This is a genomic window from Stenotrophomonas sp. YJH_SMC_82 (genome assembly GCF_059368875.1).
Window position 1 is genome coordinate 324,901 of record NZ_JCAFSE010000005.1, and the last position, 25,064, is coordinate 349,964.

Annotated in this window: 23 protein-coding genes; 5 read left to right on the top strand and 18 right to left on the bottom strand. The window is 65.1% G+C overall.

Translation table 11 applies throughout. The features are described from left to right. Window positions 1-2 precede the first annotated feature (2 nt). Window positions 3-923, bottom strand: a complete 921-nt coding sequence (ku, locus tag AC5P53_RS19000) for a non-homologous end joining protein Ku (protein ID WP_049408879.1) — start codon at window positions 921-923, stop codon at window positions 3-5. A 164-nt stretch (window positions 924-1,087) separates the two neighbouring features. Continuing rightward, window positions 1,088-1,486 carry a hypothetical protein gene (locus AC5P53_RS19005; RefSeq protein WP_014035432.1) on the bottom strand — a complete coding sequence of 133 codons (399 nt, stop codon included), beginning with the start codon at window positions 1,484-1,486 and terminating at the stop codon, window positions 1,088-1,090. A gap of 146 nt (window positions 1,487-1,632) precedes the next feature. Here AC5P53_RS19005 and AC5P53_RS19010 point away from each other — a divergent pair, with 146 nt between their 5' ends. After that, entirely contained in the window at window positions 1,633-1,977 is a 345-nt protein-coding gene (locus AC5P53_RS19010) for a hypothetical protein (protein ID WP_014645419.1), read from the top strand. Window positions 1,978-2,056: 79 nt separating this feature from the next. Here the strand turns inward: AC5P53_RS19010 and AC5P53_RS19015 are convergent, their stop codons facing one another. After that, window positions 2,057-4,150: a TonB-dependent receptor domain-containing protein gene (locus AC5P53_RS19015; protein ID WP_241887642.1), complete on the bottom strand. Its 2,094-nt coding sequence runs from the start codon at window positions 4,148-4,150 to the stop codon at window positions 2,057-2,059. 171 nt (window positions 4,151-4,321) lie between these two features. Here AC5P53_RS19015 and AC5P53_RS19020 point away from each other — a divergent pair, with 171 nt between their 5' ends. The 3 genes from AC5P53_RS19020 (at window position 4,322) to AC5P53_RS19030 (ending at window position 7,616) form a co-directional block, all read left to right on the top strand. Then, the gene (locus tag AC5P53_RS19020; protein ID WP_014645417.1) at window positions 4,322-5,524 is read left to right on the top strand and encodes an amino acid aminotransferase; all 1,203 of its coding nucleotides are present in this window, start codon (window positions 4,322-4,324) and stop codon (window positions 5,522-5,524) included. A 259-nt stretch (window positions 5,525-5,783) separates the two neighbouring features. Beyond that, on the top strand, window positions 5,784-6,800 hold the full coding sequence (locus tag AC5P53_RS19025; protein WP_197621040.1) for a class 1 fructose-bisphosphatase: 1,017 nt from the start codon (window positions 5,784-5,786) through the stop codon (window positions 6,798-6,800). A gap of 108 nt (window positions 6,801-6,908) precedes the next feature. Beyond that, window positions 6,909-7,616, top strand: coding sequence for a 2OG-Fe(II) oxygenase (locus tag AC5P53_RS19030; RefSeq protein ID WP_032957940.1), 708 nt, complete (start codon window positions 6,909-6,911; stop codon window positions 7,614-7,616). Between the two features lie 56 nt (window positions 7,617-7,672). Here the strand turns inward: AC5P53_RS19030 and AC5P53_RS19035 are convergent, their stop codons facing one another. The 15 genes from AC5P53_RS19035 to dnaA form a co-directional block, all read right to left on the bottom strand. Continuing rightward, window positions 7,673-8,764: a PA0069 family radical SAM protein gene (locus AC5P53_RS19035; protein WP_241887643.1), complete on the bottom strand. Its 1,092-nt coding sequence runs from the start codon at window positions 8,762-8,764 to the stop codon at window positions 7,673-7,675. Between the two features lie 142 nt (window positions 8,765-8,906). Continuing rightward, window positions 8,907-9,650 carry a pyridoxine 5'-phosphate synthase gene (locus AC5P53_RS19040; protein WP_014645413.1) on the bottom strand — a complete coding sequence of 248 codons (744 nt, stop codon included), beginning with the start codon at window positions 9,648-9,650 and terminating at the stop codon, window positions 8,907-8,909. Between the two features lie 9 nt (window positions 9,651-9,659). Next, window positions 9,660-9,929, bottom strand: a complete 270-nt coding sequence (locus AC5P53_RS19045) for a hypothetical protein (protein WP_014645412.1) — start codon at window positions 9,927-9,929, stop codon at window positions 9,660-9,662. Window positions 9,930-9,969: 40 nt separating this feature from the next. Further along, complete coding sequence (gene cls, locus AC5P53_RS19050) at window positions 9,970-11,430, bottom strand: cardiolipin synthase (protein WP_032957944.1); 1,461 nt, start codon at window positions 11,428-11,430, stop codon at window positions 9,970-9,972. 173 nt (window positions 11,431-11,603) lie between these two features. Further along, on the bottom strand, window positions 11,604-12,017 hold the full coding sequence (locus AC5P53_RS19055) for an ExbD/TolR family protein (RefSeq protein WP_005411740.1): 414 nt from the start codon (window positions 12,015-12,017) through the stop codon (window positions 11,604-11,606). 3 nt (window positions 12,018-12,020) lie between these two features. Continuing rightward, a complete protein-coding gene (locus tag AC5P53_RS19060) occupies window positions 12,021-12,446 on the bottom strand; it encodes an ExbD/TolR family protein (RefSeq protein WP_005421196.1) in 426 nt (141 codons plus the stop codon). Window positions 12,447-12,507: 61 nt separating this feature from the next. Beyond that, entirely contained in the window at window positions 12,508-13,269 is a 762-nt protein-coding gene (exbB, locus tag AC5P53_RS19065; protein ID WP_005411738.1) for a TonB-system energizer ExbB, read from the bottom strand. A gap of 94 nt (window positions 13,270-13,363) precedes the next feature. Next, on the bottom strand, window positions 13,364-14,038 hold the full coding sequence (locus AC5P53_RS19070; protein ID WP_197605463.1) for an energy transducer TonB: 675 nt from the start codon (window positions 14,036-14,038) through the stop codon (window positions 13,364-13,366). A gap of 143 nt (window positions 14,039-14,181) precedes the next feature. After that, a complete protein-coding gene (locus AC5P53_RS19075; protein ID WP_014035419.1) occupies window positions 14,182-15,375 on the bottom strand; it encodes a tetratricopeptide repeat protein in 1,194 nt (397 codons plus the stop codon). Window positions 15,376-15,507: 132 nt separating this feature from the next. Then, window positions 15,508-16,314, bottom strand: coding sequence for a M48 family metallopeptidase (locus AC5P53_RS19080; RefSeq protein WP_241887644.1), 807 nt, complete (start codon window positions 16,312-16,314; stop codon window positions 15,508-15,510). A 71-nt stretch (window positions 16,315-16,385) separates the two neighbouring features. Continuing rightward, window positions 16,386-17,234, bottom strand: coding sequence for a CPBP family intramembrane glutamic endopeptidase (locus AC5P53_RS19085; RefSeq protein WP_049442536.1), 849 nt, complete (start codon window positions 17,232-17,234; stop codon window positions 16,386-16,388). A gap of 67 nt (window positions 17,235-17,301) precedes the next feature. Continuing rightward, on the bottom strand, window positions 17,302-19,761 hold the full coding sequence (gene gyrB, locus AC5P53_RS19090) for a DNA topoisomerase (ATP-hydrolyzing) subunit B (RefSeq protein ID WP_014645407.1): 2,460 nt from the start codon (window positions 19,759-19,761) through the stop codon (window positions 17,302-17,304). Window positions 19,762-19,873: 112 nt separating this feature from the next. Next, complete coding sequence (recF, locus tag AC5P53_RS19095) at window positions 19,874-20,968, bottom strand: DNA replication/repair protein RecF (protein WP_014645406.1); 1,095 nt, start codon at window positions 20,966-20,968, stop codon at window positions 19,874-19,876. A 991-nt stretch (window positions 20,969-21,959) separates the two neighbouring features. Further along, window positions 21,960-23,060: a DNA polymerase III subunit beta gene (dnaN, locus tag AC5P53_RS19100; RefSeq protein WP_005411731.1), complete on the bottom strand. Its 1,101-nt coding sequence runs from the start codon at window positions 23,058-23,060 to the stop codon at window positions 21,960-21,962. A gap of 275 nt (window positions 23,061-23,335) precedes the next feature. After that, window positions 23,336-24,667, bottom strand: a complete 1,332-nt coding sequence (dnaA, locus tag AC5P53_RS19105) for a chromosomal replication initiator protein DnaA (protein ID WP_014645405.1) — start codon at window positions 24,665-24,667, stop codon at window positions 23,336-23,338. Between the two features lie 255 nt (window positions 24,668-24,922). Here dnaA and rpmH point away from each other — a divergent pair, with 255 nt between their 5' ends. Next, window positions 24,923-25,063 (top strand): 50S ribosomal protein L34, encoded by a 141-nt coding sequence (rpmH, locus tag AC5P53_RS19110; protein WP_005411729.1) that lies wholly within the window; start codon window positions 24,923-24,925, stop codon window positions 25,061-25,063. Window position 25,064: the final 1 nt, after the last annotated feature.

Below are 25,064 nucleotides of genomic sequence, written 5' to 3' on the forward strand. Positions count from 1 at the left end.
GTTCAACCTGCCTTGCGCCGTGGTGCGGCCTTCTTCGCAGCCTTCTTCGTTGTCTTCTTTGCGGCCTTCTTCACCGTCGACTTTGCGGCTGCCTTGCGCGTTGCGGTCTTCTTCGCCGGCGTGCGCTTGTTCGCATCCAGGCTCTTCTGCAGCAATGCCATGAAGTCGACAACGTTCGTTGTCGCATCCTCGTGTGGTGCGGGCTCATCTTCCACCCGCGTGGTGCCGCCCTTGGACTTGATGCGCTTGTTCAGCACCTGCTGCAGGCGCTCGCGGAATTCATCGTGGTAGTGCGATGGGTCCCAATCGCCGGACATCGACTCGATCAACTGCTCGGCCATCGCCGTTTCCTTGCTGGTGATGCGGTAGTCGGACAGCTTGCCGGCAGGCAGCTTGTAGTCCTCGGGATCCACCAGTTCCTGCGGATAGCGCAGGATCATCAGCACCAGCGCGTCCGCATGCGGCATCACCGCACACAGGTACTCGCGCGTGCGCACCACCACCCGGGCAATGCCTACCTTGCCGGTACTGCGCAGCGTTTCGCGCAGGAGCACGTAGCCCTTTTCGGCCTTCTTGCCGGGCACCAGCAGGTACGGCTTCTCGTAGTAGCGCGGGTCGATCTGCGCTGCGTCCACGAAGGATTCCACCTCCACCGCTTCGTGGCTTTCCGGCGCCGCCGAGCGGATGTCGCCTTCCTCCAGCACGACATAACTGCCCTTGTCGTACTCATAGGCTTTGACGATGTCCTTCCAGGGCACTTCCTCGCCGGTGTCGGCGTTGACCCTTTCGAAACGGATCGGCTTGCGATCGCGCGAGTCGAGCATGCGGAACTGCAGGTCAACCTTGCGTTCGCCGGACATCAGCGACACCGGCACATTGAGCAGTCCGAAGGACAGCGTACCGGTCCAGATCGGGCGGGCCATGGACGCACCTTTGATGGGGCAGGGCACCCAGCTTCGGATGGGCGGTGTAAACCACCCGTGTCGATACCGTGCACGTGGGTTCCACGCAGGTGCGGTAGTGCCGGCCGCCGGCCGGCAGAGCTCGCGGCCTCAAGTGTCCTGGGGTTGCCGGCCAGCGGCCGGCACTACTGCAGCAACGGCCTCACCGCCGCCGCCGGAATATGGTCCAGCGCGCGCCAGGCGTCCTCCACCACCGGCCGCGCCTGCGACCAGCCCAGCCGCGACTGCCCGCGCATCTGTTCCCAGTGCTCGGCCAATTCCTCGCAGGTATCGGCAGCGTCGCCGCGCGGCCAGTCGGCAGCATGGGTTGTCAACGCGAAGGCATAGACCGGGCACAGGTCACGCCAGTTGCGATGACTTTGCCCGCGACGTTCCTCGTAGTCACTGAGCATGTACTGCAGATAGTCCTGGGCCACCGCCTGCGGATCCTCATGGCGGCGCGTGCGGCGCTGCGCGGTACGTTGGCCGAGCGGATCGAGCAGGGCGTTGAACACGGACGGTGCGGGTCGTTCAAGACGGGGCATGGCCGGCTCCTGCAGCGGGGGCGGGTGGGCAGGAATACGCGCGGTGCCGTTACCAGCGGGTGAGCGAGATGTTCATGACGCCAGGTTCGCGGCGGCTTTACCTGCGTCGCGGTGTAGTGGGAACCCCGAGCGCAGGTAGCCAGACCATGAGCCGAGAGACCTCCCGCGACCCGCTGCGCGCAAACCACCCGCCCATTCCGGGCGAGCAGCGCGGCAAACGCGATGCCGACAACGCCGACTACCGTGGCACCGGCGCACCATTCTTCGATGCCGAGCACGGGAGCGACCATCTGCCGGTGAAGCACGAGGCTGAACAGGCGGCGCAGGACCGCAAGGATGGCGGTGACCGCCATCGCGGTGGCCAGGAAAGCCCGCTCAAGCGCCGCGAACGCAAGCAGCGCGCCAGCGACAACCAGGACGAAGCGCTGGAGGAGACCTTCCCGGCCAGCGACCCGACATCGCCGTTCGTGCCAGCCAAGGCCCCCGACTGACGGGTAGTGCCGGCCGCTGGCCGGCAACCTCCTGACGTCCTGCACGGCGCGATGCCGGCCAGCGGCCGGCACTACCCCTTCAACGCCACGACCATTGCAGGCCGACGTTGGCCCGCCGTCCCGGTCCCGGTTCGTAGAAGCGCCCGTTGCCATCGTTGACGATCACCGAGCCTATGTAGGCCTGGTCCAGCACGTTCTCCATCCGGGCGAAGGCGCGCAGCTCGCCACCCGGCAGGGCCCAGCGACGGCCGCCTTCCAGATGCAGCAGGGCGAAGCCGGGCGCGCGTTCGGTCGCCACGTCGTTGACTACGGTATCACTGCTGGCGGAGGCCTCCAGCGCCCACTGCCACTGGCCGGGCGACCATTGCAGCCGGGCAGAGGCCTGCTGGCGCGGTACCCCGGGCAGGCGGCTGCCGGCGGCAACCAGGGTGTTGGAGGTGAGGTACGGCGAACGCGCCTGCGCCTGCAGCCAGGTCCACGCCAGCTGCAGCTCCAGCTGCTCGGCCAGCGGCTGGCGATACTGCAGTTCCACACCCTGGCGGCGGGTGCGGCCGATGTTGCGATAGGTGCTGCGACCGCCGATGTTGCTGGCAACTGCCAGCTCATCGTCGGTATCTGCACGGAACAGGCTGACATCGAGCTGGGTTCCATCCTGTGCGTGCCACTTGCTGCCTAGCTCCAGGCTGCGGCTGCGGGCGGCCGCCAGATCCAGCGCCAGACCCGCCTGACCATCGGCGCGATACCCCAGCTCGTTGAAGGTGGGGGTCTCGAATCCACGCCCCACGGCGGCATGCAGGCGCCACTGCGGGCTGGCCTCGAAGCTGACGCCTGCCACCGGCGTGGTCGCCTGGTAGCGCCGGTGGCCACTGTCATCCGGGTTGCGGGTGGTGATGTAGCGATCGTCCGAGTCGAAACGCACCGCGCTGTGGCGCACCCCGGCCAGCAGCGACCAGCGCGGACTCCATTGCCACCAGGCCTGGGCGAACTGGTCCACGTTCTGCACGGTATCGATCTGGTCACGGCGCAGGCGCCCGCGCACCCCGAGGGCGCTGCCCACGAAGTTCTCGTAGCCGGTGCGGTGCTGGCGCTGGCGGTCGGCGCTGAGCCCGGCCACCAGGTCCAGCGGCCGGCCGGCGAGGTCGCCGTGCCAGCCCCAGCGCGCGTCCAGCCCGCCATACCCGCCCTGCAGATCGATCACGCCGCCGGCATGCAGCGGGCTGTTGGTCTGGGGTGCCGGCGGAATCGGCAGGTATTGGGTCACCGTGCGTTGGCCGGCATAGCCCATCAATTGCCAGCGCTGTGCCCCGGTCTCCCAGGTCCAGCGCAGGCCAGCCTGCTGCTGGCGCACCGATTTGCGGGTGTCGTACTGGTGCGCGACTGCCGTGGCCTGGCGCGGATCAGCCGCCACCTGGGCACGGCTCAGGCCCAGCGGATCCTGCGCATCGGGGGCATCCAGCGCATTGAGCAGCAACTCCAGCCGCCCACCGCCCAGATCACCACCAACGCGTGCGTTGAGCGATTCGCGGCGCGCACGGCTGTGGTCCCGCCAGCCATCGGTGCGGAAGTGGTTGGCCGCGATGTTGTAGTCCAGCGCTGGGCCGGCACCCTTGAGCTGTGCGCCGACACTGAGCGTGTTGTCGGCGCCGGCATTCACGCGCAACCGCCACGGGTCACCGGCCTGGCCCTGCGCGCTCCAGACCTGCAGCACGCCACCGGAGGAATTGCCGTACAGCGCCGAGAACGGCCCGCGCAGCACCTCGATGCGCTCGGCGCCCAACAGGCTGGCATGCGACAGCTGGCCCTGGCCGTCAGGCATGGTGGCCGGCACGCCGTCGATCAGCACCCGCACCCCGCGCACGCCGAAGGTCGAGCGTGCGCCGAAGCCACGAATCGACAGCTGCGTGTCCTGGGCGAAGTTCTGCCGGTCACGTGCCAGCAGTCCGGGGACCCCGGCCAAGGCCTCAGACAGCTGCGCACCGGTGCCCGCGCGGCTGGCGTCCATCCAGACCGTGTCCTGGCTGGCCGGCAGCGCGAACGGATCGATGCCCGGCACCCGGGCGGCCTGTACCTGCACCGCAGGCAGGGCGGTGGGCGCAGGCTCGGCCACCGCCGTCCAAGGCGACAGCAGCAGGGCGGACAGCGGCAGGCAACGGCGTCGTGCGGCGGGATTCATGATTCAGGTTGATGGATCGGGCGGCAACGCACGCCATGGTACGGGGCCGCGGATGACGATGGCGGCGGCCAGCCCCGGCAGGCTTTGTTACGATGGGCTGTTTCCGGCCGAAAAGCCGCGGACCGCGTAGCGCACTTCCTCCCCCTTTCCGTCTACCGAACGAGTACCGCCGTGTCCTTCTTTGCAAACGTGGAACTGGTCCCAGGCGACCCGATCCTGGGCCTGACCGAGGCGTACAACGCCGACAGCCGCCCGACCAAGGTCAACCTGGGTGTGGGCATCTACTACGACGAGAGCGGCCGCATTCCGCTGCTGCGCGCCGTCAAGCAGATCGAGCAGCAGCTCGCCGCTGAAGCCAAACCGCGCGGCTACCTGCCGATCGATGGCCTGCCGGCGTACACGCAAGCGACGCGTGAGCTGGTGTTCGGCAAGGATTCGCCGCTGCTGGCCGCCGGCCGCGTGACCACCGCGCAGACCGTTGGTGGCAGCGGTGCGCTGCGCGTCGGCGCCGACGTGCTGAAGAAGCTGCTGCCGCACGCCACCGTTGCGCTGAGCAACCCGAGCTGGGAAAACCACCGTGCGGTGTTCAGCGCCGCTGGTTTCGAGGTGCTGGATTACACCTACTTCGACCCGGGCACCCATGGCGTCGATTTCGACGGCATGCTGGCCGACCTGGGCAAGCTGGAAGCCGGCACCGTGGTGCTGCTGCACGCCTGCTGCCACAACCCCACCGGCGCTGACCTCACGGTCACCCAGTGGAAGCAGGTCGCGCAACTGCTGAAGGACAAGCAGCTGTTCCCCTTCATCGACATGGCCTACCAGGGCTTCGACAAGGGCATCGAGCAGGACGGCGCAGCGGTGCGCATCATCGCCGAAGCCGGCATCGACAGCTTCATCGTCGCCAACTCGTACTCCAAGTCGTTCTCGCTGTATGGCGAGCGCGTGGGTGCGCTGTCGATGGTGGCGCCGACCGCCGCTGACGCCAAGGCCGTGCAATCGCAGGTCAAGCGCGTGATCCGCACCATCTACTCCAGCCCATCCACCCACGGCGCTGCACTGGTGGCCGGCGTGCTGACCAACCCGGAACTGCGTGCGATGTGGGAGCAGGAGCTGACCGAGATGCGCGAGCGCATCCACGCCCTGCGCCACGGCCTGGTCGAGAAGCTGGCCGCTGCCGGTGCACCGCAGTTCGGTTTCATCAACGAGCAGGCCGGCATGTTCTCCTACTCCGGCCTGAGCCGTGAGCAGGTCGAGCGCCTGCGCGACGAGTTCGGCATCTACGCCGTCGGCACCGGCCGTATCTGCGTGGCCGCGCTGAACCAGAACAACCTGGAATACGTCGCCAAGGCCGTGGCCACCGTCGCCAAGGGCTGAAGCAACGCTCCAGTAGCTTGAGGACAAAGGCGCCGAAAGGCGCCTTTGTTTTTTGCGCCCTGGTCTCTGTAGAGCCGAGCCTACGCTCGGCTTGTGCGGCATGAAGGACGAAGAGCAGCCGAGCGCGGGCTCGGCTCCACGGAAGGAAGGCGCCACGAGCGCAACGCATCTGGAAACGATTACGCCTTCCCGCGCTCACGCACGCCCCCGCCAGACGGGCGACAATAGGCGTTTTCCCGCTGCCGAGACCTGCCCGCTCATGTCCCGTACTTCGTTGACCCGCTTCCTGATCCAGGAACAGCACGCCGGCCGCATCAATGCCGACCTGCGCCAGCTGATCGCGGTCGTCGCCCGCGCCTGCACCAGCATCTCCATTGCCGTCAGCAAGGGCGCCCTCGGTGGCGTGCTCGGCGACGCCGGTACCGGCAACGTGCAGGGTGAAGCGCAGAAGAAGCTCGACGTCATCAGCAACGAGATCCTGCTCGAAGCCAACGCCTGGGGTGGCCACCTCGCCGCCTGCGCCTCGGAGGAAATGGACCACAGCCAGCCGGTGCCGGACATCTATCCCCGGGGTGATTTCCTGCTGCTGTTCGATCCCCTCGATGGCAGCTCCAACATCGACGTCAACGTCTCCGTCGGCACCATCTTCTCCGTGCTGCGCTGCCCGACCAATGTCGAGCTGCCGGGCGACGACGCCTTCCTGCAGCCGGGCAGCAAGCAGATCGCCGCCGGCTACTGCATCTACGGGCCCAGCACCCAGCTGGTGCTGACCGTCGGCCATGGCACCCACGCCTTCACCCTGGACCGCGAGAAGGGCGAGTTCGTGCTGACCACCGAGAACATGCAGATCCCGGCGACCACCCAGGAATTCGCGATCAACATGTCCAACCAGCGCCACTGGGAAGCGCCGATGCAGGCCTACGTCGGCGACCTGCTGGCGGGCAAGGAAGGCGTACGCGGCAAGAACTTCAACATGCGCTGGATCGCCAGCATGGTGGCCGACGTGCATCGCATCCTTACCCGCGGCGGCATCTTCATCTACCCGTGGGACAAGAAGGACCCGTCCAAGGCCGGCAAGCTGCGCCTGATGTACGAAGCCAACCCGATGGGCCTGCTGGTCGAGCAGGCCGGCGGCGCCGCCTGGACCGGCCGCGAGCGCATCCTCGACATCCAGCCCGACCAGCTGCACCAGCGCGTGCCGGTGTTCCTCGGTTCGCGCGAGGAAGTGGCCGAGGCCGTGCGCTACCACCACGCACACGACGACGCACAGGGCTGACAACCGATCGCCTGACAGCGGTCATGGCAGATCGATGACATGACCGTGGGGTGACACCGAGGGCGGCAAACGGCACCATCAAGCCGTTGCCGCCGAAGGAACGCACGCATGCACGAGCAGGGCCCGGTCGATTTCATCGAAGTCATCCACAACGCCGTCCCCAGCGAGGTCTGCGCGGCGATCGTCGAGCGCATGCGTGCGACGCGTGGCCTGCTGCCCGGTGCGGTGGGCAGTGGCGTGTTCCCGGAACTCAAGCACAGCAAGGATCTGCGCATCAGTGGCCTGGACGGCTGGCAGGATGTTGATCAGCAGCTGCAGATTGCGGTGTTCAACGGCCTGCTGACTTATCTACGCCGTTATCCACAGGCGTTGATCGCCCCACTGATGTTGCAGATCCAGGACAGCAACGGCCAACCGCGACGCCTGTCTGCCGAGGACTTCCCCGACATGCCGCAGCAGCAGCTGGCCGACCTGGCCCGCACCTGCCTGCGCCCGGGTGCGATCAACCTGCAGTGGTATGCGGCGGGCGAGGGCGGCTACCCGTACTGGCACTGCGAGCTGTACCCGAAGGATGCGCAGGCCGAGACCCTGCACCGGCATGTGCTGTGGACGCTGTACCTCAACGACGACTTTGACGAGGGTGAAACCGAGTTCCTGTTCCAGGGCCGCAAGATCGCGCCGCGTACCGGCAGCCTGCTGATCGCCCCGACGGCGTTCACCCACACCCATCGTGGCAACCGGCCGCAGGGTGGCGACAAGTTCATCGCGACGAGTTGGATCCTGTTCCAGAGCGCGCAGAAGTTGTTTGGAGGGTAATGCCGAGCTGCTCGTCAGCCGCGTATGTAGAGTCGAGCCATGCTCGACTGATGGACTCAGAACAACGAGCCCTGCGGCGACTCCTTCTTCGGCGGCAGCGGCTTCTGGAAACGGCTGCAATCCAGCTTCGGCCAATGGCTGTTCTGTGCATTGAAGCCCAGACGCTTGCGTGCCAGCTTGAAGCGGTTGTTCAACAGATCGGCATACACGCCCTGGCCACGCATACGCGTGCCGAACTGGCTGTCGTAGTCCTTGCCACCGCGCAGCTGCTGGATGGTGCTCATCACGTGCGCAGCGCGATCGGGATGGTGCGTATCCAGCCAGTCGCGGAACAGCGGTGCCACTTCCAGCGGCAGGCGCAGCAGCACGTAACCGGCGGTGCTCGCACCTGCGCCGTGCGCAGCCTCCAGCACGGCTTCCAGCTCGCTGTCGTTGATCCAGGGAATCACCGGTGCCACCATCACACCGACCGGAATGCCGGCGTCATGCAGGCGCTTCATCGCGCGCAGCCGTGCATGTGGCGCTGATGCACGCGGTTCCAGCTTCGCGGAAAGATGCGGGTCCAGCGAGGTCACCGAGAAGTGCACGCTGACCAGGTTCTCCGCGGCCAGCGGCGCGAGCAGATCGATGTCGCGCTCGACCAGCGCGTTCTTGGTGATCAGCGAGAACGGATGCCGGGTCTCCAGCATCACTTCAATCAGCTGGCGGGTCAGCTTGAACTTGCGTTCGATCGGCTGGTACGCATCGGTGTTGATGCCCAGTGCGATCGGCTGCGGCACATAGCCCGGTTTCGACAGTTCCTTGCGCAGCAGCTGCGGCGCATTGGTCTTGGCGAACAGCTTGGTCTCGAAGTCCAGCCCCGGCGACAGGTTCAGATAGGCATGCGAAGGGCGGGCGAAGCAGTACGAGCAGCCGTGCTCGCAACCGCGGTAGGGATTCACCGATTGACTGAAGCCGACGTCGGGCGAGTTGTTGCGGGTGATGATGCTGCGCGCGGTTTCGGCGCGTACTTCGGTGCGCAGGCGCGGGGCGAGGAACTCATCGCTTTCGTCGACCGCCCAGCCGTCGTCCACCGCCTCGCTGACGGTGCTTTCAAAGCGCCCGGCAAGGTGGGACGTGGAACCTCGGCCCTTGATCGCAATACCCATTGCGGCAGGGTACGTCGTGGCCGTCTCAATGGCTGCGACGGCCGCCTGAAGGGTTCAGGGCGAGGCTGAGCCGAGCATGGACTCGGCTCTACAGTTGATGCAGAGACCTTGTGGAGCCGAGCCTACGCTCGGCTGCAATGCATCAGAGCAGCGCCAGGTACCCGCGCACGGTGGCATCCAGCCCGTCATACAGTGCCTCGCCGATCAGCGCGTGACCGATCGACACCTCCAGCACCTCCGGCACGTGGGCCAGGAAGTCGCGCAGGTTGTCCTGCGACAGGTCGTGGCCAGCATTGACACCCAGGCCGACGGCCTGCGCTCGTCGGGCAGCAGTGGCGAACAGCGCCAGCATCGCATCGGCATCGCCCGCCGCATGCGCCTCTGCATAGGGCCCGGTATACAGCTCGATGCGGTCCGCCCCCACCTCAGCTGCCTGCTCCAGCAATGGGTTGCCCGCGTCAACAAACAGGCTGACCCGACACCCCATGGCCTTCAGCGCAGCCACCAGCGGGCGCAGGCGCTCGGCATCTCGTTCGAAGTCGAAACCGTGGTCGGAGGTGATCTGGCCGTCATCATCGGGGACCAGGGTGGCCTGCGCCGGACGGGTCTGTTCGCACAGCGGCAGCAGCCCCGGGTAGCCCTCGCGCGGCGGCGCGAACGGATTGCCTTCGATGTTGAATTCAACGCCACGCGCGCGGGTCAGCGTGGACAGGGCCAGCACGTCCTCGGCGGTGATATGCCGGCGGTCCGGCCGTGGATGCACGGTGATGCCATGCGCGCCGGCATCCAGGCAGGCCTGGGCGGCACGCACCACGTCCGGTTCGGCGCCGCCGCGCGAATTGCGCAGGACGGCGATCTTGTTGACGTTGACGCTGAGCTGGGTCATGGAACGGGACTACTTGGAAAGAGGGGACGGGTCGTGGTCGTTGTGGTCGTCAGTGCGGCGGGCCTGGGCCTGTTCGCGCAGGCGGCGCAGCTCCTCGGCATCGATCAGCGTGGCCGGGTCGCGCTGCAGGTCGCCGAAACGGGCCACGTAGCGGCCGCGCACCCAGGCCAGCAGGAAGCCGAGCGCCGCCAGCAGGCACAGGGTCATCAACCCCGCGCTCGGGGTCTTCAGCGCGAAGGCAAAGCAGCCCAGCGCCAGCAGCAGGTACAACCAGTACATAGTCGGGCTCCCCGGATGATCGCCGCAGTGTAGCGCTGCGTCAGAGCAGCGGCGAGGCCAGCCGGGCGAAGGCCTCGGGCAGGCGGTGCAGCCACAGCGAGCGGCCGGCCTGGTCGTGCACCCGCGTGGAACGGTCGAATTCGCCCTGCAGCAGTTCGGCCAGTGCAGCGACGCGGTCACGGTCGCTGATCATCATCGACAGTTCGAAGTTCAGCCGGAAGCTGCGGTGGTCGAAGTTGGCGCTGCCGACGATGCAGACATCGTCGTCGGCGATGAACGCCTTGGTATGCAGCATGCGCGGGCCGTACTCGTAGATCTTCACGCCCGCGTGCAGCAGTTCGTCGAAGTAGGACCGTGCGGCCTGGGTGACGAACCAGGAGTCGCTCATCTTCGGCACCAGCAGGCGCACGTCCAGGCCGCCCAGCGCGGCCGAGGTCAGCGCCATCCTCGCTGCTTCACCGGGCACGAAGTAGGGCGTCACCAGCCACACGCGCTCGTGTGCTTCCTGGATCGCCGCCACGTGCAGGCGGTGGATGGTCTCCCAGCCCGAGTCGGGCCCGGACACCAGCACCTGGGCGCTGATCGGTCCATCCGCACGCAGCGGCATGTCGGCCGGCCACAGGCGGGCGATGTCGAAACGCGAGTGGTCCTGGCCACTGGCATAGAGCCAGTCCTCGGCGAACACCAGCTGCAGGCTGCGCACCACGTGGCCGCGGATACGCATGTGCAGGTCGCGGTAAGCGTCGGGCCTGCGGCTCTCGTCTTCCTCGTCAGTGATGTTGATGCCGCCGGTGAAGGCGAGGCGACCGTCGACGATCACCAGCTTGCGGTGGGTGCGCAGGTTCAGCCACGGGCGCTTGAACGGCTTCAGCAGCTGTCGCGGATGGAACCAGATCGCTTCGCCGCCAGCGTCCAGCAGTGGCTGCAGGAAGCGCCGGGGCAGGGCGGAAGAGCCCACCGCATCCAGCAGCAGGCGCACCTGCACACCGGCCTGCGCACGTTCGACCAGGGCATCGCGCAGTGCGGTGCCGGCATGGTCGGGGTTGAAGATGTAGTACTCCAGGTGCACGTGGTCGCGCGCCTGCGCGATCGCGTCGAGCAGCGCGGCATAGGTGGCTGCGCCGTCGACCAGCCAGGTCACCTCGGTGGCACTGCTGGGCGCCAGTCCGGTGGTGGCCTGGGCAACCTTGGCCAGCTCGGTGCAGTCCGAATCGGGCGGGCAGACATCGCTGTAGTGCTCCATGCCCGAGCGTGCACGGCCACGACGCAGCCGTTGCCGCTTCACCTTCTGCGGCCCCAGCAGGTAGTAGATGAAGAGCCCGAGGTAGGGCAACAGTGCCAGCGAAAGGATCCAGCTCAGCGTGGCCACCGGCTCGCGCTTCTGCAGCATGATCCAGCCCGCCAGCGCGAACAGGTAGAGCAGGTAGGCCACCGCCAGGATCGTGCCGAGGTGGGCGATGCCGTCGAGCCAATGGCGCAGGGAGTCGAAGAGGGCGAGCATCCGCCGATCATAGCGGCGCCTGCTGCCGGATGGGGTCGGATGGGGTCAGATCCCTTTCCTCAGGAAAAGGGATCTGACCCCAACCCGTGCGCCACGACGAGAACACAAAAAAACGCCCCTGTTTCCAGGGGCGTCTGCAGTCGCGTCATGACTGTTGTATTGCGGTGTAGCGTTTACTGCTGCACAAATCCGATCTTCTTCATCTGAGCATTCTTCGCGGCGGCCAGAACCTTGGCCATCACGTCGTACTCGGAATCCGGGCTGGCGTCGATGCGCAGTTCCGGCTGGTTGGTCGGGTCACGCTGGACCTCCTGCTCCATCCGCTGCTGCAGCTCGCTGGTATTGATCGGGCTGTTGTTCCACGAGACCTGGTTGCTGGCGTCGATCTTCAGCTCGATCGGCGGCGGCGGTTCGACCAGCTGCGGCGGTGGGTTGAGCACGCGCTGCGGCAGGTCCACGGCGATCGGGTACGTCATGATCGGCGCGGTCACGATGAAGATGATCAGCAGAACCAGCATCACGTCCACGAGGGGCGTGACGTTGATGTCTGCCATGGGGCCCTTGCCACCACCACTACTGAATGCCATGGCTTATTGCCCCTTTTCTTTGGTCGCAACGAAGCCGACGTCCAGCATGCCCTGTTCCTGCGCGACCTTGGTCAGGTCGTTGATGACGCGCATCTTGGTGGTGCGGTCACCACGCAGGTTCAGCGGCGGCTGCGGGGTCTGCTGTGCGGCGGTCGCCAAGCGGGACTCGAGAGTCTGCTTGTTGATTTCTTCGTCGTTCCAGTAGATCGAGCCGTCTTCCTTGACTGCCAGCGTGATCGGGTTCGGACGCTTTTCAGCATCTTCCGGCTTCTGGATCAGGTTGGCTTCCGGCAGATCCACCTTGACCTTGTGGGACATCAGGGGCGCCGTGATGATGAAGATGATCAGCAGCACCAGCATCACGTCCACGAGGGGCGTAACGTTGATGTCGGCCATGGGGCCGCCGCTGTTACCACTACTGAAAGCCATAACGGGCTCCGTCTAGATCTTGGTGACTACTTACTTCGTCGCTGGGTGACGCGCGCCGCAATTAGCGGACGCGCGAACCGGTGGCGAAGAAGTCGTGCAGGTCGTGCGCGAAGGTATCGAACTTGCTGATGGTCGCGCTGTTGATCTTGCTGAAGAAGTTGAAGGCGAACACGGCCGGGATTGCGACGAACAGACCGATCGCGGTCATGATCAGCGCTTCACCCACCGGGCCGGCAACGGCGTCGATCGAAGCGGAGCCGGTGGCACCGATCTTGATCAGCGCGCCGTAGATGCCCCACACGGTACCCAGCAGACCGACGAACGGAGCGGTCGCGCCGACGGTGGCCAGCAGGGTCATGCCCGACTGCAGCTTGTTGCTTTCGCGGGTGACGGCCTGGCGCAGAGCGCGGTCGACGAACTCCGAACGGCTCAGGTTCTCACCGACGCCGCCGGTAGCACCGCCTTCAGCGCGCTGGTGGTGGGCAGCGGCCTGGGCAGCGTCCAGGGCGATCTTCGAGAACGGCTCCGAAGCCGGCTGCTCTTCCATCGCACGGATGGCGTCCTGCGCGTTCGGGGTGTCCCAGAACAGGCTGACGACGCGGTCAGCGGCGCTCTTCAGGCGGGTGGCACGGAAGATGTTGATGACGGTCCAGTACCAGGACATGGCCGACATGGCGATCAGGGTCAGCAGCACGACCCAGGAAACCGCGAAATCACCCGGCTTGGTGGTCATTTCGTGGATCAGGTGCTCGAAGCCCATCTGCGACAGGGCGTTGGACGGATTGCCCCCGGCAGCAGCGGCGATGAAAATTTCCTGCAGCATGACGCTTACCTTTGTTGTGTGTGGTGATAAAGGGTGTAGCTAAGCTAAACAATCGAACCGGGAGCGGGGGTGGCCGGAGGGCCACCCGGACGCATCAGTTCAGCGCAAAGTTGACCGGGACGCGAACGCGACCTGCCGCCTTCTTACCGCCAGATTCAGCGGCGTTGAAGCGCCACTTGCGAGCTGCTTCCATCGCAGCACGGTCCAGGTCGCGGTTACGGCTGGACTTTTCCACCGTGACATTGGTGACGTTGCCGTTGGCATCGACATCAATGATCAGGATCACTTCGCCCTGGATACCCGCGCGGAAGGCGGCCGGCGGATAGCGCGGCGGATTCATGGCCTTCGACGAGATGTCAACGCTGGCCTCGATCGAGGTCGGCGGAGCCGGCGGCGACGGGGGCGACGGCGGGGTGACGATATCGTTCGGGCGCGGCTCCGGCACGTCCACGACCGGCGCCTGCGGCGGCGGCGGTACGGGCGACGGCTTCGGCGGCGACAGATTCTTCACCGGCGGTGGCGGAGTATCCTGCGGCGGCGGCGGCGGCGGCGGCGGCGGCGGTGGGGGCGGCGGCGGCGCGTCGACGATGGTCACCATGACGTTGCGCTCCTTCTCCGCGACGGCCTTGGGAGCCACGGCGGGAATGAGGAGCATCATGAAGGCGGCCAGATGCAGGGCAATTACAAACGCGATGCCGACGATGCGAGGCCAGCTCAGCCCCTTGTCATCGGGTTGTTCGTACCGGTGAACGACTAGTTGTTCCGTCATGCGCCAAGAGCTCAATAGTGGGGCCGGAATCCCGGGGGCGGGATCCCTGATCAGCGGTGCATGACACCGCAGGAACCTCCAAGCTTATACCAATCCTGAGCGCCTGCGCATCAACTGAGCAGGCATTCAGGCGTTATTCCTACTTACTTCAGGTTGATGATTTTTTTGGCATCCGCCTGGTTCTTCACGCCCTTCGCCAGCGCCTGCTGGGCGGCCTGCTTGGCCTCGGGGACGCGACCTTCGGCATGCAGGACGCGTGCCAGGTTCAGGTAGGTCTCACCGTCCTTGGAGAGCGGGGCAGCCTTCTGCCACGCATCGATCGCCTGCGGCACCTGGTCGGAGTAGTAGTAGGACTGGGCCAGCGCCAGGTAGACCTGGTAATCCGGCTTCAGGATGCCCTTCTGCAACCCTTCGTTGATGACCGCGATGACGTCCTTTTCCTTGTTCTCGGTGTTGGCATAGATCGAGTACAGCTGCTTGTACTCGCGCTCTTCGGTGAGCTGGCCGCTGCTGCGCAGCTTGTCCATCACCGCGGCGGCCTTCGGCATCTGGTCAGCCTGCATGTACATGTTGGCCAGATTCAGCTGGGCCTTCTTGTCCGTCGGGTTCTTGGCCGCCAGCGCTTCTGCGGCCTGCACGGCCTCACCGGTCTGGCCGGCTTCGGACAGGGCCGCCATCAGCAGCTGGTTCCAGTTGTCCTTCGGCTCGGCGGCGCCGGCGATGGCCTGCTTCAGCACCGGGATCGCTTCCTGGTAGCGCTCCAGCTGGTACAGCGCCTGGCCCTTGGCGATCAGCTCTTCCGGCTTGGTCGACTTGCTCTCTGCGAAGTACTTGTCCAGGGTGGCCAGGCCTTCGGCGGTCTTGTCTTCCTGCAGCTGCAGCTGGCCCAGCATCAGCATCGACTGGAAGTGGCCGTTGTTGTCCAGGCCGTTGAACTGGATCACCTGCTTCAGGTACGCGATGGCGCCCGGCACGTCGTCGGTCTGGTAGGCGGCCTGCGAGGCCAGCTGCGCGGCCAGCGACTTGTCGTACTCGTTGGAAGCGCTGTCGGCCAGGATCGCGTCAGCCTGTTCGCGCGTCTCCGGGAACTTTTCCTTGTTGTAGCTGTCGATCATTTTCTGCAGCTTGCTGCCCATCTTGGCCGAGGCCTTGGCGGTCGGCTCCTGGCGGGTCGCATTCGGGTACAGCGGTTCGGCCTTGGCCTGCTTGCTGCTACCGCCGCGGCTGCCACGGTCGGAGGAACGCGAGGACTGCGCAAAGGCATCGGTGACCACGGCGCCGGTCAGGGCGGTCGCGACGAGGACGGAAAGCACAGCTTTGTGGTTACGGAAAATCATCGTTCACCTCGATCGAACCGCCAGATAGCGGCAAAGTCGGACTGTCAGAAAAATCTGAGCCGCCAAACGTATCAGAAACAGATGGCGTGAGAAATCGTTTTATGTGCTGCAATACAGCATAGAACTGCGCACTCATCCGCACTTTGGCCGCAGCCCGGCCGCCTGCGCCTGCTGGTAGACCGGCGTCAGGCCCGGTGCATCACGTCGCAGCTCCTGGATCCGGTTGGCCGGATCGGGGTGGGTGGACAGCCATTGCGGGCTGCGACCGCCGCTGGCGGCCATCATGTTCTGCCACAGGTCCACAGCCTGGGCCGGGTTGAATCCAGCCTGCGCCATCAGCCGCTGGCCAATCACGTCTGCCTCGCTTTCCTGCGTGCGCGAACCCGGCAGCAGGAAGGCCGCCTGCGCGCCCATCCCACCCAGCTGGTTGACCGTGCTGGCGGCGCCATCGCCATAGGCGGCACCGGCCAGCGCGCCCAGCACGGCCAGGCCGGTCTGCGCGCCCATCTGCCGGGTGATGCGTTCTTCGTGGTGACGCGCGATGACATGGCCGATCTCATGGCCGATCACGGCAGCCAACTGGTCCTGGTTCTTGGCGACGGTGAAAATGCCGGTGTTCACGCCCACTTTTCCGCCGGGCAGGGCAAAGGCGTTCGCTTCCTTGTCGACGAACACGGCGGTCTCCCACCGTACGCCGCGGTACTGAGGCGGCAACTGCGCGACCAACGCGTTGACCACGCACTGCACGTAGCCGTTCTGGCGGCCATCGGTGCTGATCTTCTCTTTCTGCTTGGTCTCGGCAAACGCCTGCGCGCCGAGCTGGTCAAGCTGTGCCTGCGATACGCCGCCCACCATCTGCCGTCTTCCGGTTGGCGAGGTGGTGGTCGCACAGGCACTGACCACGGTGGTGATGACTAGAGCCAGCAGCAGTTGTTTCATGGGTCCGCCCCCGTGTTCATGTGCGCAGTGTGTAGCGTACCTGCTTAATCTTTCGTCAAGCGGGCACGGCGTTACGTTGACCCCAGGAACACCATTGCGGCGAGCGCCACCGCGTTGTTCAGCGCATGCGCCGTGATCGCCGCCCACAGGGTGCCGGTGCGGCGGTACAGCCAGCAGAAGGCGGCACCCATGCCGCCGTAGACCAGCCACAGCTGCGCCATGCCCAGCAGCGAGTTCTTGCTGACACCGGGCACTTCATGGACCAGGGCGAACGCCAGGCTGCTGAGGATGAGGCCCAGCCAGGGGCGGCCGGCCTGCCACAGGCGCCCGAACAGGACACGACGGAACAGCAGCTCTTCGTAGGCGGGGGCGAGGACGACCGCAAACAGCACCAGGAACAACGGGAAGCGCGCGATCGCGCTCTGCATCAGTTCCACGTTGGTCGGCACCGGCTCGATGCCGAACTGCTTGGAAAGGAAGGCGACGCCGTTGCTGCCAACCACGATCAGCGTGGCCACCAGCAGGGTCCAGCCCCAGGTGGAAGGACGCTGCAGCGCCTGTCGCGAGGCCAGGCGTTCGCCGGCGTTCGCCGGGCGCCGCCAGAAGTACAGCAGCAGCGCGGCACCACCGGTGGCGATCAGGGCCATCAGGATCTGGGCCAGGGCCCCGGGCTGGCCCACTGCCGCGCCGGCGCTGTCAGGTGTGAGTGCACCGCCATTGGCCGCGGCGTTGGCGCGGCTGACCACGATCGCACGGTAGAAGCCCCAGAACAGTCCGGTGACCATGCTCAGGCCGACCAGGGTGACGGCGGCGATGCCCAGGTCGATGAAGAAACCTGCCAACGGTGCCACGGCGCGCGGCGAGGTAGACGGCGGCGGAACCGGAGGCGGAGCGGCGGAGACCGGGGCGGATGCGGACATCAGGTACCTGCGTTCAAGGGACGAAGGCCGGTGCAGCTCCCCGCGCACCGGCCAGGTCCCGATTGTGTCAGATATCCAGGTTGGCGACCTTCAGCGCATTGTCTTCGATGAAGTCACGACGCGGTTCGACCACATCGCCCATCAGGGTGCTGAAGATCTGGTCGGCAGCGACCGCATCCTCGATGCGCACCTGCAGCAGGCGACGGGTCTCCGGGTTCACCGTGGTATCCCACAACTGCTCCGGATTCATTTCACCCAGACCCTTGAATCGCTGGATCTGGCGGCCGCGCTTGGCCTCCTCGAGCAGCCAGTTCTGCGCTTTCGCGAAGCTGTCGACTTCGATCGACTTGGCGCCGCGGGAAATCGTTGCACCTTCGCGCACCAGCCCGTGCAGCAGCTTGGAGGCCTGGTGGATCGCACGCAGTTCGCCACTTTCGAACGCCGACAGCGGCAGCACCTGGATGTGCTCCTCGCCCATGTGGCGACGGGTCACCAGCACGGCGGCGGGGCGCTCCTCGTTGGCCTCCTGCAGTTCCAGGCTGAAACGCGGGCTGCCCAGGCTGCCCTGGTTGAGGCGCTTGGCCAGCGCATCCAGGCCTTCGCCTTCGCCCGCATTGCGCAGGCTGTCCATGTCCATCGGCACGAAATCGACCAGCGCTTCGAGCAGATTGCGGTCATAGCGGTGGGCATTGCGTTCGATGGAATCGAGCGCGGCGGCATAGGCCAGCAGCAGCTTTTCCAGCGCCAGGCCTTCGATGCCCGGTTCGCCGGTGGCCGGCACCAGCGCGGCGTTTTCCACCGCACTGCTGGCCAGGTAACTGTCCAGCGCCGGGTCGTCCTTCAGGTACAGCTCCTGCTTGCCCTGCTTGATCTTGTACAGCGGCGGCAGGCCGATGTAGACGTAACCGCGCTCGATCAGCTCCGGCATCTGACGGTAGAAGAAGGTCAGCAGCAGGGTGCGGATGTGGGCGCCGTCGACGTCGGCGTCGGTCATGATGATGATCTTGTGGTACCGCAGCTTGTCCGGGTTGTACTCGTCACGGCCGATGCCGGTGCCCAAGGCCGTGATCAGCGTACCCACCTGGTCGGAGGACAGCATGCGGTCGAAGCGTGCGCGTTCCACGTTGAGGATCTTGCCGCGCAGCGGCAGCACCGCCTGGTTCTTGCGGTTGCGGCCCTGCTTGGCCGAGCCACCTGCCGAGTCACCCTCGACGATGAACAGTTCGGACAGCGCCGGGTCCTTTTCCTGGCAGTCGGCCAGCTTGCCCGGCAGGCCGGCGATATCCAGCGCGCCCTTGCGGCGCGTCAGGTCGCGGGCCTTGCGCGCCGCTTCGCGTGCACGCGCAGCGTCGACGATCTTGCCAGCGATCGCCTTGGCTTCGTTCGGGTTTTCCTGCAGGAACTCTTCCAGGCGCGCGCCGAAGGCGTTTTCCACCGCCGGGCGCACGTCGGAGCTGACCAGCTTTTCCTTGGTCTGGCTGGAGAAGCTCGGGTCCGGCACCTTCACCGACAGCACCGCGATCATGCCTTCGCGCATGTCATCGCCGGTCAGGTTGATCTTGGCCTGCTTGGCGATGCCGTTCTGCTCGATGTAGTTGTTGAGCACACGGGTCAGCGCACCGCGGAAGCCGGCAAGGTGGGTGCCGCCGTCCTTCTGCGGAATGTTGTTGGTGAAGCAGTACATCGTCTCCTGGTAGGAGTCGGTCCACTGCAACGCCACATCCACGACGATGCCGTTGTGCTCGCCGGTGACCGAGATGACGTTCGGGTGCAGCGGGGTCTTCAGCTGGGCCAGATGCTCCACGAAGCTGCGGATGCCGCCTTCGTAGTGGAAGTCATCACGGCGGCCATCGCCACGTTCGTCGGCAAGGACGATCTTGACGCCGGAGTTCAGGAACGACAGCTCGCGCAGGCGGCGAGCCAGGATGTCGTAGTGGAATTCCACGTTGTCGTGGAAGGCGACCGTCGACGGCCAGAAGCGCACGGTGGTGCCGCGCTTGGTGGTGGTTTCCAGCTTGGCCAGCGCGGTCACGGCGGCGCCGTTGCTGAATTCCTGCTGGTAGTGGAAGCCGTTCTGGAACACGTCCACCAGCAGCTTCTGCGACAGCGCGTTGACCACGCTGACGCCGACGCCGTGCAGGCCGCCGGACACCTTGTAGCTGTTGTCGTCGAACTTGCCGCCTGCGTGCAGGACGGTCATCACCACTTCGGCGGCCGACACTTCGCGACCGAGCTTGGCGCTCATCTGCTCGTGCTTGCCGGTCGGAATGCCGCGACCGTTGTCGGACACCGAGACCGAGCCGTCGGCGTGGATCGTCACCGCGACATGATCGGCGTGGCCGGCCAGCGCTTCGTCGATCGAGTTGTCGACAACCTCGAACACCATGTGGTGCAGACCGGTGCCGTCATGCACGTCGCCGATGTACATGCCGGGTCGCTTGCGGACAGCCTCCAGGCCTTCCAGGGCGGTGATGCTGTTGGCGTCGTAATTGCCGTTGTTTGCCGGGGTGTTCTGTTCGTCGCTCATTGCGCTTGCCGTAGGCTCCGCAGGTCGGCCACCGCTTGGAGCGATGCGCCGAGAATGAAAGGATTTCAACCCGAATTATACCAGCCGGGGTCGAGCGGCCCTGGTGTGCCCACTATGGCACAGCCACGATCTGTGCATGTTCCACGTGGAACCGGGCGATGTGGGTCAGTTCCTGCAGCGCCGCCGGCGTTTCGGTGGCGGTGATGAAGATCTGCGCCGGCCCACCGAGCAGGCGCTGCAGAACCCGCGCCTGGTGGGTGCGATCCAGCTCCGAGCCCAGATCGTCCAATGCGATCACCGGCCATTCGCCGCGCTGTTCCGCGTAGTCCTCGGCCTGCGCCAGCAGGCAGGCCAATGCCGTCAGCTTGGCCTGGCCGCGGGACAGCGCATCGCGACCCGGAATGCTGTGGAAATCCACGCTCCAGTCTGCCCGGTGCGGACCGACCGAGGTGTATCCGGCCTGGCGGTCACGTTCCCGGGCCAGAAGCAGCGCATCGGCCAGAGGGAGCTCGTGCCGACGCCAGCCCGGGCTGAGTTCCAGTGCCTGGATGCCGAGCTGCGGGGCCAGGCTGGAAGCCAGCGCCACGGTGCGCTGCTGCAGACGCTCCAGGTAGTGCTGCCGACGGCTGGTCAACGGTTCGCCGGCTTCAGCCAGTTCGTGATCCCAGGTATCCAGCATCCGCGACGGGCCACCTTGCTTGAGCAGGGCATTGCGCTGTTTCAGTGCCCGCGAATACCGGCGCCACAGGGACAGGAAATCAGGTTCCACGTGGAACAAGCCCCAATCGAGGAATCGGCGGCGGGGTTCACCACCACCGCTGACCAACGCATGGCTGCCTGGCTCGAATGTGACTACCGCAAGCGCGGCGCACAGATTGCCGAGCTGGGCCACGTCTTCGCCGTCCAGGCGCCCCTTCCAATCCTGACCACTGTGCCGCAGGCCGGCCTTTCGGCGGTGCGGCGGGTGATTGGCACGTTGTTCGTCCCATTCCACGAAGATTTCCAGCGCTTCCTGGCCCTGGCGCACCAATCCATCGCGGACACGACCACGGAAGCTGCGCCCATAGGCCATCAGGTGCAGGGCCTCGAGCACGCTGGTCTTGCCGGCACCGTTGTCGCCGGTCAGCAGGTTCAATCCCGGCTGGGGCGACAGCTCCACCGCATTGAAGCGACGCAGTTGGTGCAGGGCGAGGCGGCGGATAAGCATGGGGCGCGAAAGACCATCCGCACGGGGCGGCAGAGGGGCAGGGAATTCATCAGCTTACTGCATCGGTCAAGCCGGACGTGCCCGGCCAGCTATCCGGCCAGCTATGGAGCAGTTACCGCAGGTCTGCCTGCGCCCTGACCGCTGGTTCCACGTGGCGCTGTTTCCTCATCCCAGCAGATGCGGGTCTCGGCAAGCCCGGAAATCCTTCGATTCTGCGAAGGGTAGCGGGGGTGTGAGCCTTGGATTTCGCCGATTTCAGGCGATGCCGTGGACAGCGCTTGCCTCGTCGCCGACGAGTACCAGCGGATGAACCTGCAGATTCCTTGAAATCTACGGTCTCATGCCCTGGGCGGTTCCACAGATTTCAAAGAATTCAGACCGATCGTTCCACGCTGTCCACAGCTGCCCTGTATGACTTATACACAAGGTATGGGCAATCTGTGGATAAAAAAGCCCTTTTGCCATGCCTTCGAAACTATCCACAGGTTCCCCCCCAGGCTGGGAGGCCGATATACAGGGGGTTTCAGGTGCATAAATTTCTTTTAAATCAGTCAGATAAGGTGTTTTTCCACGAGATCTGGCTCTACCATCACCACCATGCTTTAGATTTATACCCAGATTTAGAAGCTAGGCTTGCCCCAATCTGCATCGAATCTTCCCTGTGGACAGCGGCGTTTGCAGAGGGAAGTCCATCGCGCCGCGATGCAGGATCATCGGTCCCTGTCTGGCCAGATCTGGGGACAGGCGACGAGTATCGGATCCTGCACCTGGACTTTCGATCAATCGCGACTCGTCATTGCTCCGATCCAGCGATCCTGTTTTCAACGATCGAGACGAACATCCCGGAAAGGCAACGGATTTCAACCGAGCCCATCGACGGAAGTGACGTCGTCCCCAGAACTGCGTCTTCTCTATGCTCCACGTGGAACCTGCAAAAAAAACGCCCGGGAAGATCCCGGGCGTCGTTCGGTTCCACGTGGAACAGCAGCTGTCAGAGACGCAGCGGCATCACCACGTGGCGCGACTTCTCGCTGCTGGACTCACGTACCAGCGCCGAGGAGTTGGAATCGCGCAGCTGGATAATGACTTCCTCATCGCGCAATGCGGAGAGAGCGTCCAGCAGGTAGTTCACGTTGAAGCCGATGGCCAGATCGCTGACCGTGGTATCGGCTTCGATCTCTTCCTGGGCTTCTTCCTGTTCCGGGTTGTGCGCGCTGATCTTCAGGTTGCCCGGCGAGACTTCCACGCGGATGCCGCGGTACTTCTCGTTGGACAGGATCGCGGCGCGCTGCAGCGAGGCGCGCAGCGCTTCGCGATCAACCTTCACTTCACGGTCGGCACCGATCGGAATCACCGCTTCGTAGTCCGGGAAGCGGCCGTCGATCAGCTTCGAGGTAAAGGTGACATCGTCGCGCTTGACGCGCACGTGGCTGCGGCCGACTTCCAGCTCGATCTCGCGATCGCCGCTTTCCAGCAGTCGCTGCAGTTCGGTCACACCCTTGCGCGGCACGATGATCTGGCGCTTGGACCCGCTGGGCTTGGCCAGATCGGTTTCACACAGCGCCAGGCGGTGGCCGTCGGTGGCTACGGTACGCAGGGCATCGCCGCGCAGGTCGAACAGCAGGCCGTTGAGGTAGTAGCGCACGTCCTGCTGGGCCATCGCGAACGCGGTGCGCTCGATCAGCTCCTTCAGGGTCGCCTCACCGATGGCCACGCGCTCGGTGGCTTCCACTTCATCCACCGACGGGAAGTCGTTCGAAGGCAGCGTGGCCAGGGTGAAACGGCTGCGACCGGCCTGCACGGTGATCTTGTCTCCGGTCTGCGAGACGGTGATCCGGCTGCCGTCGGGCAGGGCGCGGATGATCTCGAACAGCTTGCGGGCGGGAATGGTGGTTTCGCCGTCCTGGGCATCTTCAACCGCGATCCGCGACACCATCTCCACTTCCAGGTCGGTACCGGTCAGCGACAGCTGGCCGTTCTGCACCTGGACCAGGAAATTGGCCAGAACCGGAAGGGTCTGGCGGCGTTCGACCACGTTGACGACCTGTGCCAACGGCTTGAGAAAGGCTTCGCGCTGCAGTGTGAAACGCATGTGGTTCCGTGCCCCTATGCTTTAAAAAATGTGGAATAAATCAAAAGCTTGGTGGTGCTGGTAGAGACAGAATCGCTGGAAAACAATGCTAAGTCTTTGTAATTAAAGGTATTTCAGACCTCGAAACCCTCTGCATTACCGACCCCCAAGGGGTGGGGAAAGCTGTGGATAAATCTGGCGCGATTTCAAACGGCATTTTTATCCACAACGTGTCCCGCGCTTGCTACCGGATTCTGCACCGTTTTGTGCGATGACGCCTCATCGGCATCCGTGCATCATTCGCTCAGCTTCCGGATCAGCTTGTCCCAGTCCTCACGGAGCTTGCCGTCGGTCTCCATCAGGGTCCGGATCTGGCGGCAGGCATGCAGCACCGTGGTGTGATCGCGACCGGCAAAGGCGTCGCCGATCTCGGGCAGGCTGTGCTCGGTCAGTTCCTTGGTCAGGGCCATGGCGACCTGGCGGGGACGGGCCAGCGAGCGGGTCCGACGCTTCGACAGCAGATCCTTGATCTGCAGGCCGTAGTAGTCGGCAACGGTTTTCTGGATGTTGGGAATGCTGATCGCCTGCTGCTGGGCGCGCAGCAGGTCACGCAGGGTTTCCTGGGCGAATTCGGTGGTGATCGCGCGGCCGGTGAAGTTGGCGCGGGCGGTCAGGGTATTCAGCGCGCCCTCGAGGTCGCGCACGTTGGAGCGCATCTTCTTGGCGATCAGGAACGCAACATCATCGGGAATCTCGGCACCGCGTTCGCGCGCCTTGGCCAGCACGATCGCGGCGCGGGTCTCGAAGTCCGGCGGTTCGATCGCGACCGACAGGCCCCAGGCAAGCCGTGACTTCAGGCGCGCTTCCAGGCCCTCGACTTCGCGCGGATAGCGGTCGCAGGTCAGGATGATCTGCTGCTTGCCATCGAACAACGCGTTGAAGGTGTGGAAGAACTCTTCCTGGGTGCGGTCCTTGCCGGCGAAGAACTGGATGTCATCGATCAGCAGCGCATCCACCTGCTGGAACTGGCGCTTGAACTGATCCATGGTCTTTTCCTGCAGGGCCCGGATCATCGCGCTGAAGAACTGTTCCGAACGCAGGTACAACACCTTTGCACCTGGATTGGCCTGGCGCATGGCGTTGCCGGCGGCGAACATCAGGTGGGTCTTGCCCAGGCCCGTGCCTCCGTACAGCAGCAGCGGGTTGTGCGCCCGGTCGCCCGGCTTCTGCGCTGCCTGGAAGGCGGCGGCCAGGCCCAGCTGGTTGCTGCGGCCTTCGACGAAGTTGGCGAACGTGTAGTGGCTGTCCAGATTGCCGGCGAAGGGCACCTGCGGTTCGCTGGACACATGCGCCGACGGCGTGGAAACCGGCGCGTTCTGCGCCTCCACAGGGCGCGGGCGCGAGCCGATTTCAAGAAAAACGTCGCTGAAACCAGCGAAATGCGCCAGCAGCTCGCGGATCCGGGCCAGGTACAGCTCGCGAACCTGGTCGACGATGAAGGCATTCGGTGCATACAGCACCAGGCTGTCCACGCGCAGATCGGCCTGCAGCGGCTTCAACCAGGTATGAACGTCTTCCGGCGGGAACTCCGCTTCGAGGCGCTCGAGACTACGGGACCAGGCATCCATCAGCAATAATCGTCCGGTGGCCGGGGCATGGACGCGACAAGGCGCCCAAACACAGGCCGGAAAGGGGGGAAATGGATGGCTCAGACTACCACCGAGCGCCCGCCTTCGGAATGCTTGTCCCCTACTTATTCACAAAAACATCCACAGCTATTGCACAGCCCGGTGAATTCGCGTAGCTGCCAGGGGTTGACGCGGGGTAGGGTACCTCTCTAGAATTTCCGGTTCTTTCCGTCCCATTCATACGAGAGGCCCCCAATGGCCACGAAGCGCACCTACCAGCCCAGCAACCTCAAGCGTAAGCGCGACCACGGCTTCCGTGCCCGTATGAAGACCGCTGATGGCCGCAAGATCCTGTCGCGTCGCCGCGCCAAGGGCCGCAAAGTCCTGAGCGCCTGAT

Bases quoted from the DNA above. Each gene is read 5' to 3' on its own strand.
- ku (WP_049408879.1), bottom strand. From the start codon at position 923: ATGGCCCGCCCGATCTGGACCGGTACGCTGTCCTTCGGACTGCTCAAT.
- AC5P53_RS19005 (WP_014035432.1), bottom strand. From the start codon at position 1,486: ATGCCCCGTCTTGAACGACCCGCACCGTCCGTGTTCAACGCCCTGCTC.
- AC5P53_RS19010 (WP_014645419.1), top strand. From the start codon at position 1,633: ATGAGCCGAGAGACCTCCCGCGACCCGCTGCGCGCAAACCACCCGCCC.
- AC5P53_RS19015 (WP_241887642.1), bottom strand. From the start codon at position 4,150: ATGAATCCCGCCGCACGACGCCGTTGCCTGCCGCTGTCCGCCCTGCTG.
- AC5P53_RS19025 (WP_197621040.1), top strand. From the start codon at position 5,784: ATGTCCCGTACTTCGTTGACCCGCTTCCTGATCCAGGAACAGCACGCC.
- AC5P53_RS19030 (WP_032957940.1), top strand. From the start codon at position 6,909: ATGCACGAGCAGGGCCCGGTCGATTTCATCGAAGTCATCCACAACGCC.
- AC5P53_RS19035 (WP_241887643.1), bottom strand. From the start codon at position 8,764: ATGGGTATTGCGATCAAGGGCCGAGGTTCCACGTCCCACCTTGCCGGG.
- AC5P53_RS19040 (WP_014645413.1), bottom strand. From the start codon at position 9,650: ATGACCCAGCTCAGCGTCAACGTCAACAAGATCGCCGTCCTGCGCAAT.
- AC5P53_RS19045 (WP_014645412.1), bottom strand. From the start codon at position 9,929: ATGTACTGGTTGTACCTGCTGCTGGCGCTGGGCTGCTTTGCCTTCGCG.
- cls (WP_032957944.1), bottom strand. From the start codon at position 11,430: ATGCTCGCCCTCTTCGACTCCCTGCGCCATTGGCTCGACGGCATCGCC.
- AC5P53_RS19055 (WP_005411740.1), bottom strand. From the start codon at position 12,017: ATGGCATTCAGTAGTGGTGGTGGCAAGGGCCCCATGGCAGACATCAAC.
- AC5P53_RS19060 (WP_005421196.1), bottom strand. From the start codon at position 12,446: ATGGCTTTCAGTAGTGGTAACAGCGGCGGCCCCATGGCCGACATCAAC.
- exbB (WP_005411738.1), bottom strand. From the start codon at position 13,269: ATGCTGCAGGAAATTTTCATCGCCGCTGCTGCCGGGGGCAATCCGTCC.
- AC5P53_RS19070 (WP_197605463.1), bottom strand. From the start codon at position 14,038: ATGACGGAACAACTAGTCGTTCACCGGTACGAACAACCCGATGACAAG.
- AC5P53_RS19075 (WP_014035419.1), bottom strand. From the start codon at position 15,375: ATGATTTTCCGTAACCACAAAGCTGTGCTTTCCGTCCTCGTCGCGACC.
- AC5P53_RS19080 (WP_241887644.1), bottom strand. From the start codon at position 16,314: ATGAAACAACTGCTGCTGGCTCTAGTCATCACCACCGTGGTCAGTGCC.
- AC5P53_RS19085 (WP_049442536.1), bottom strand. From the start codon at position 17,234: ATGTCCGCATCCGCCCCGGTCTCCGCCGCTCCGCCTCCGGTTCCGCCG.
- gyrB (WP_014645407.1), bottom strand. From the start codon at position 19,761: ATGAGCGACGAACAGAACACCCCGGCAAACAACGGCAATTACGACGCC.
- recF (WP_014645406.1), bottom strand. From the start codon at position 20,968: ATGCTTATCCGCCGCCTCGCCCTGCACCAACTGCGTCGCTTCAATGCG.
- dnaN (WP_005411731.1), bottom strand. From the start codon at position 23,060: ATGCGTTTCACACTGCAGCGCGAAGCCTTTCTCAAGCCGTTGGCACAG.
- dnaA (WP_014645405.1), bottom strand. From the start codon at position 24,667: ATGGATGCCTGGTCCCGTAGTCTCGAGCGCCTCGAAGCGGAGTTCCCG.
- rpmH (WP_005411729.1), top strand. From the start codon at position 24,923: ATGGCCACGAAGCGCACCTACCAGCCCAGCAACCTCAAGCGTAAGCGC.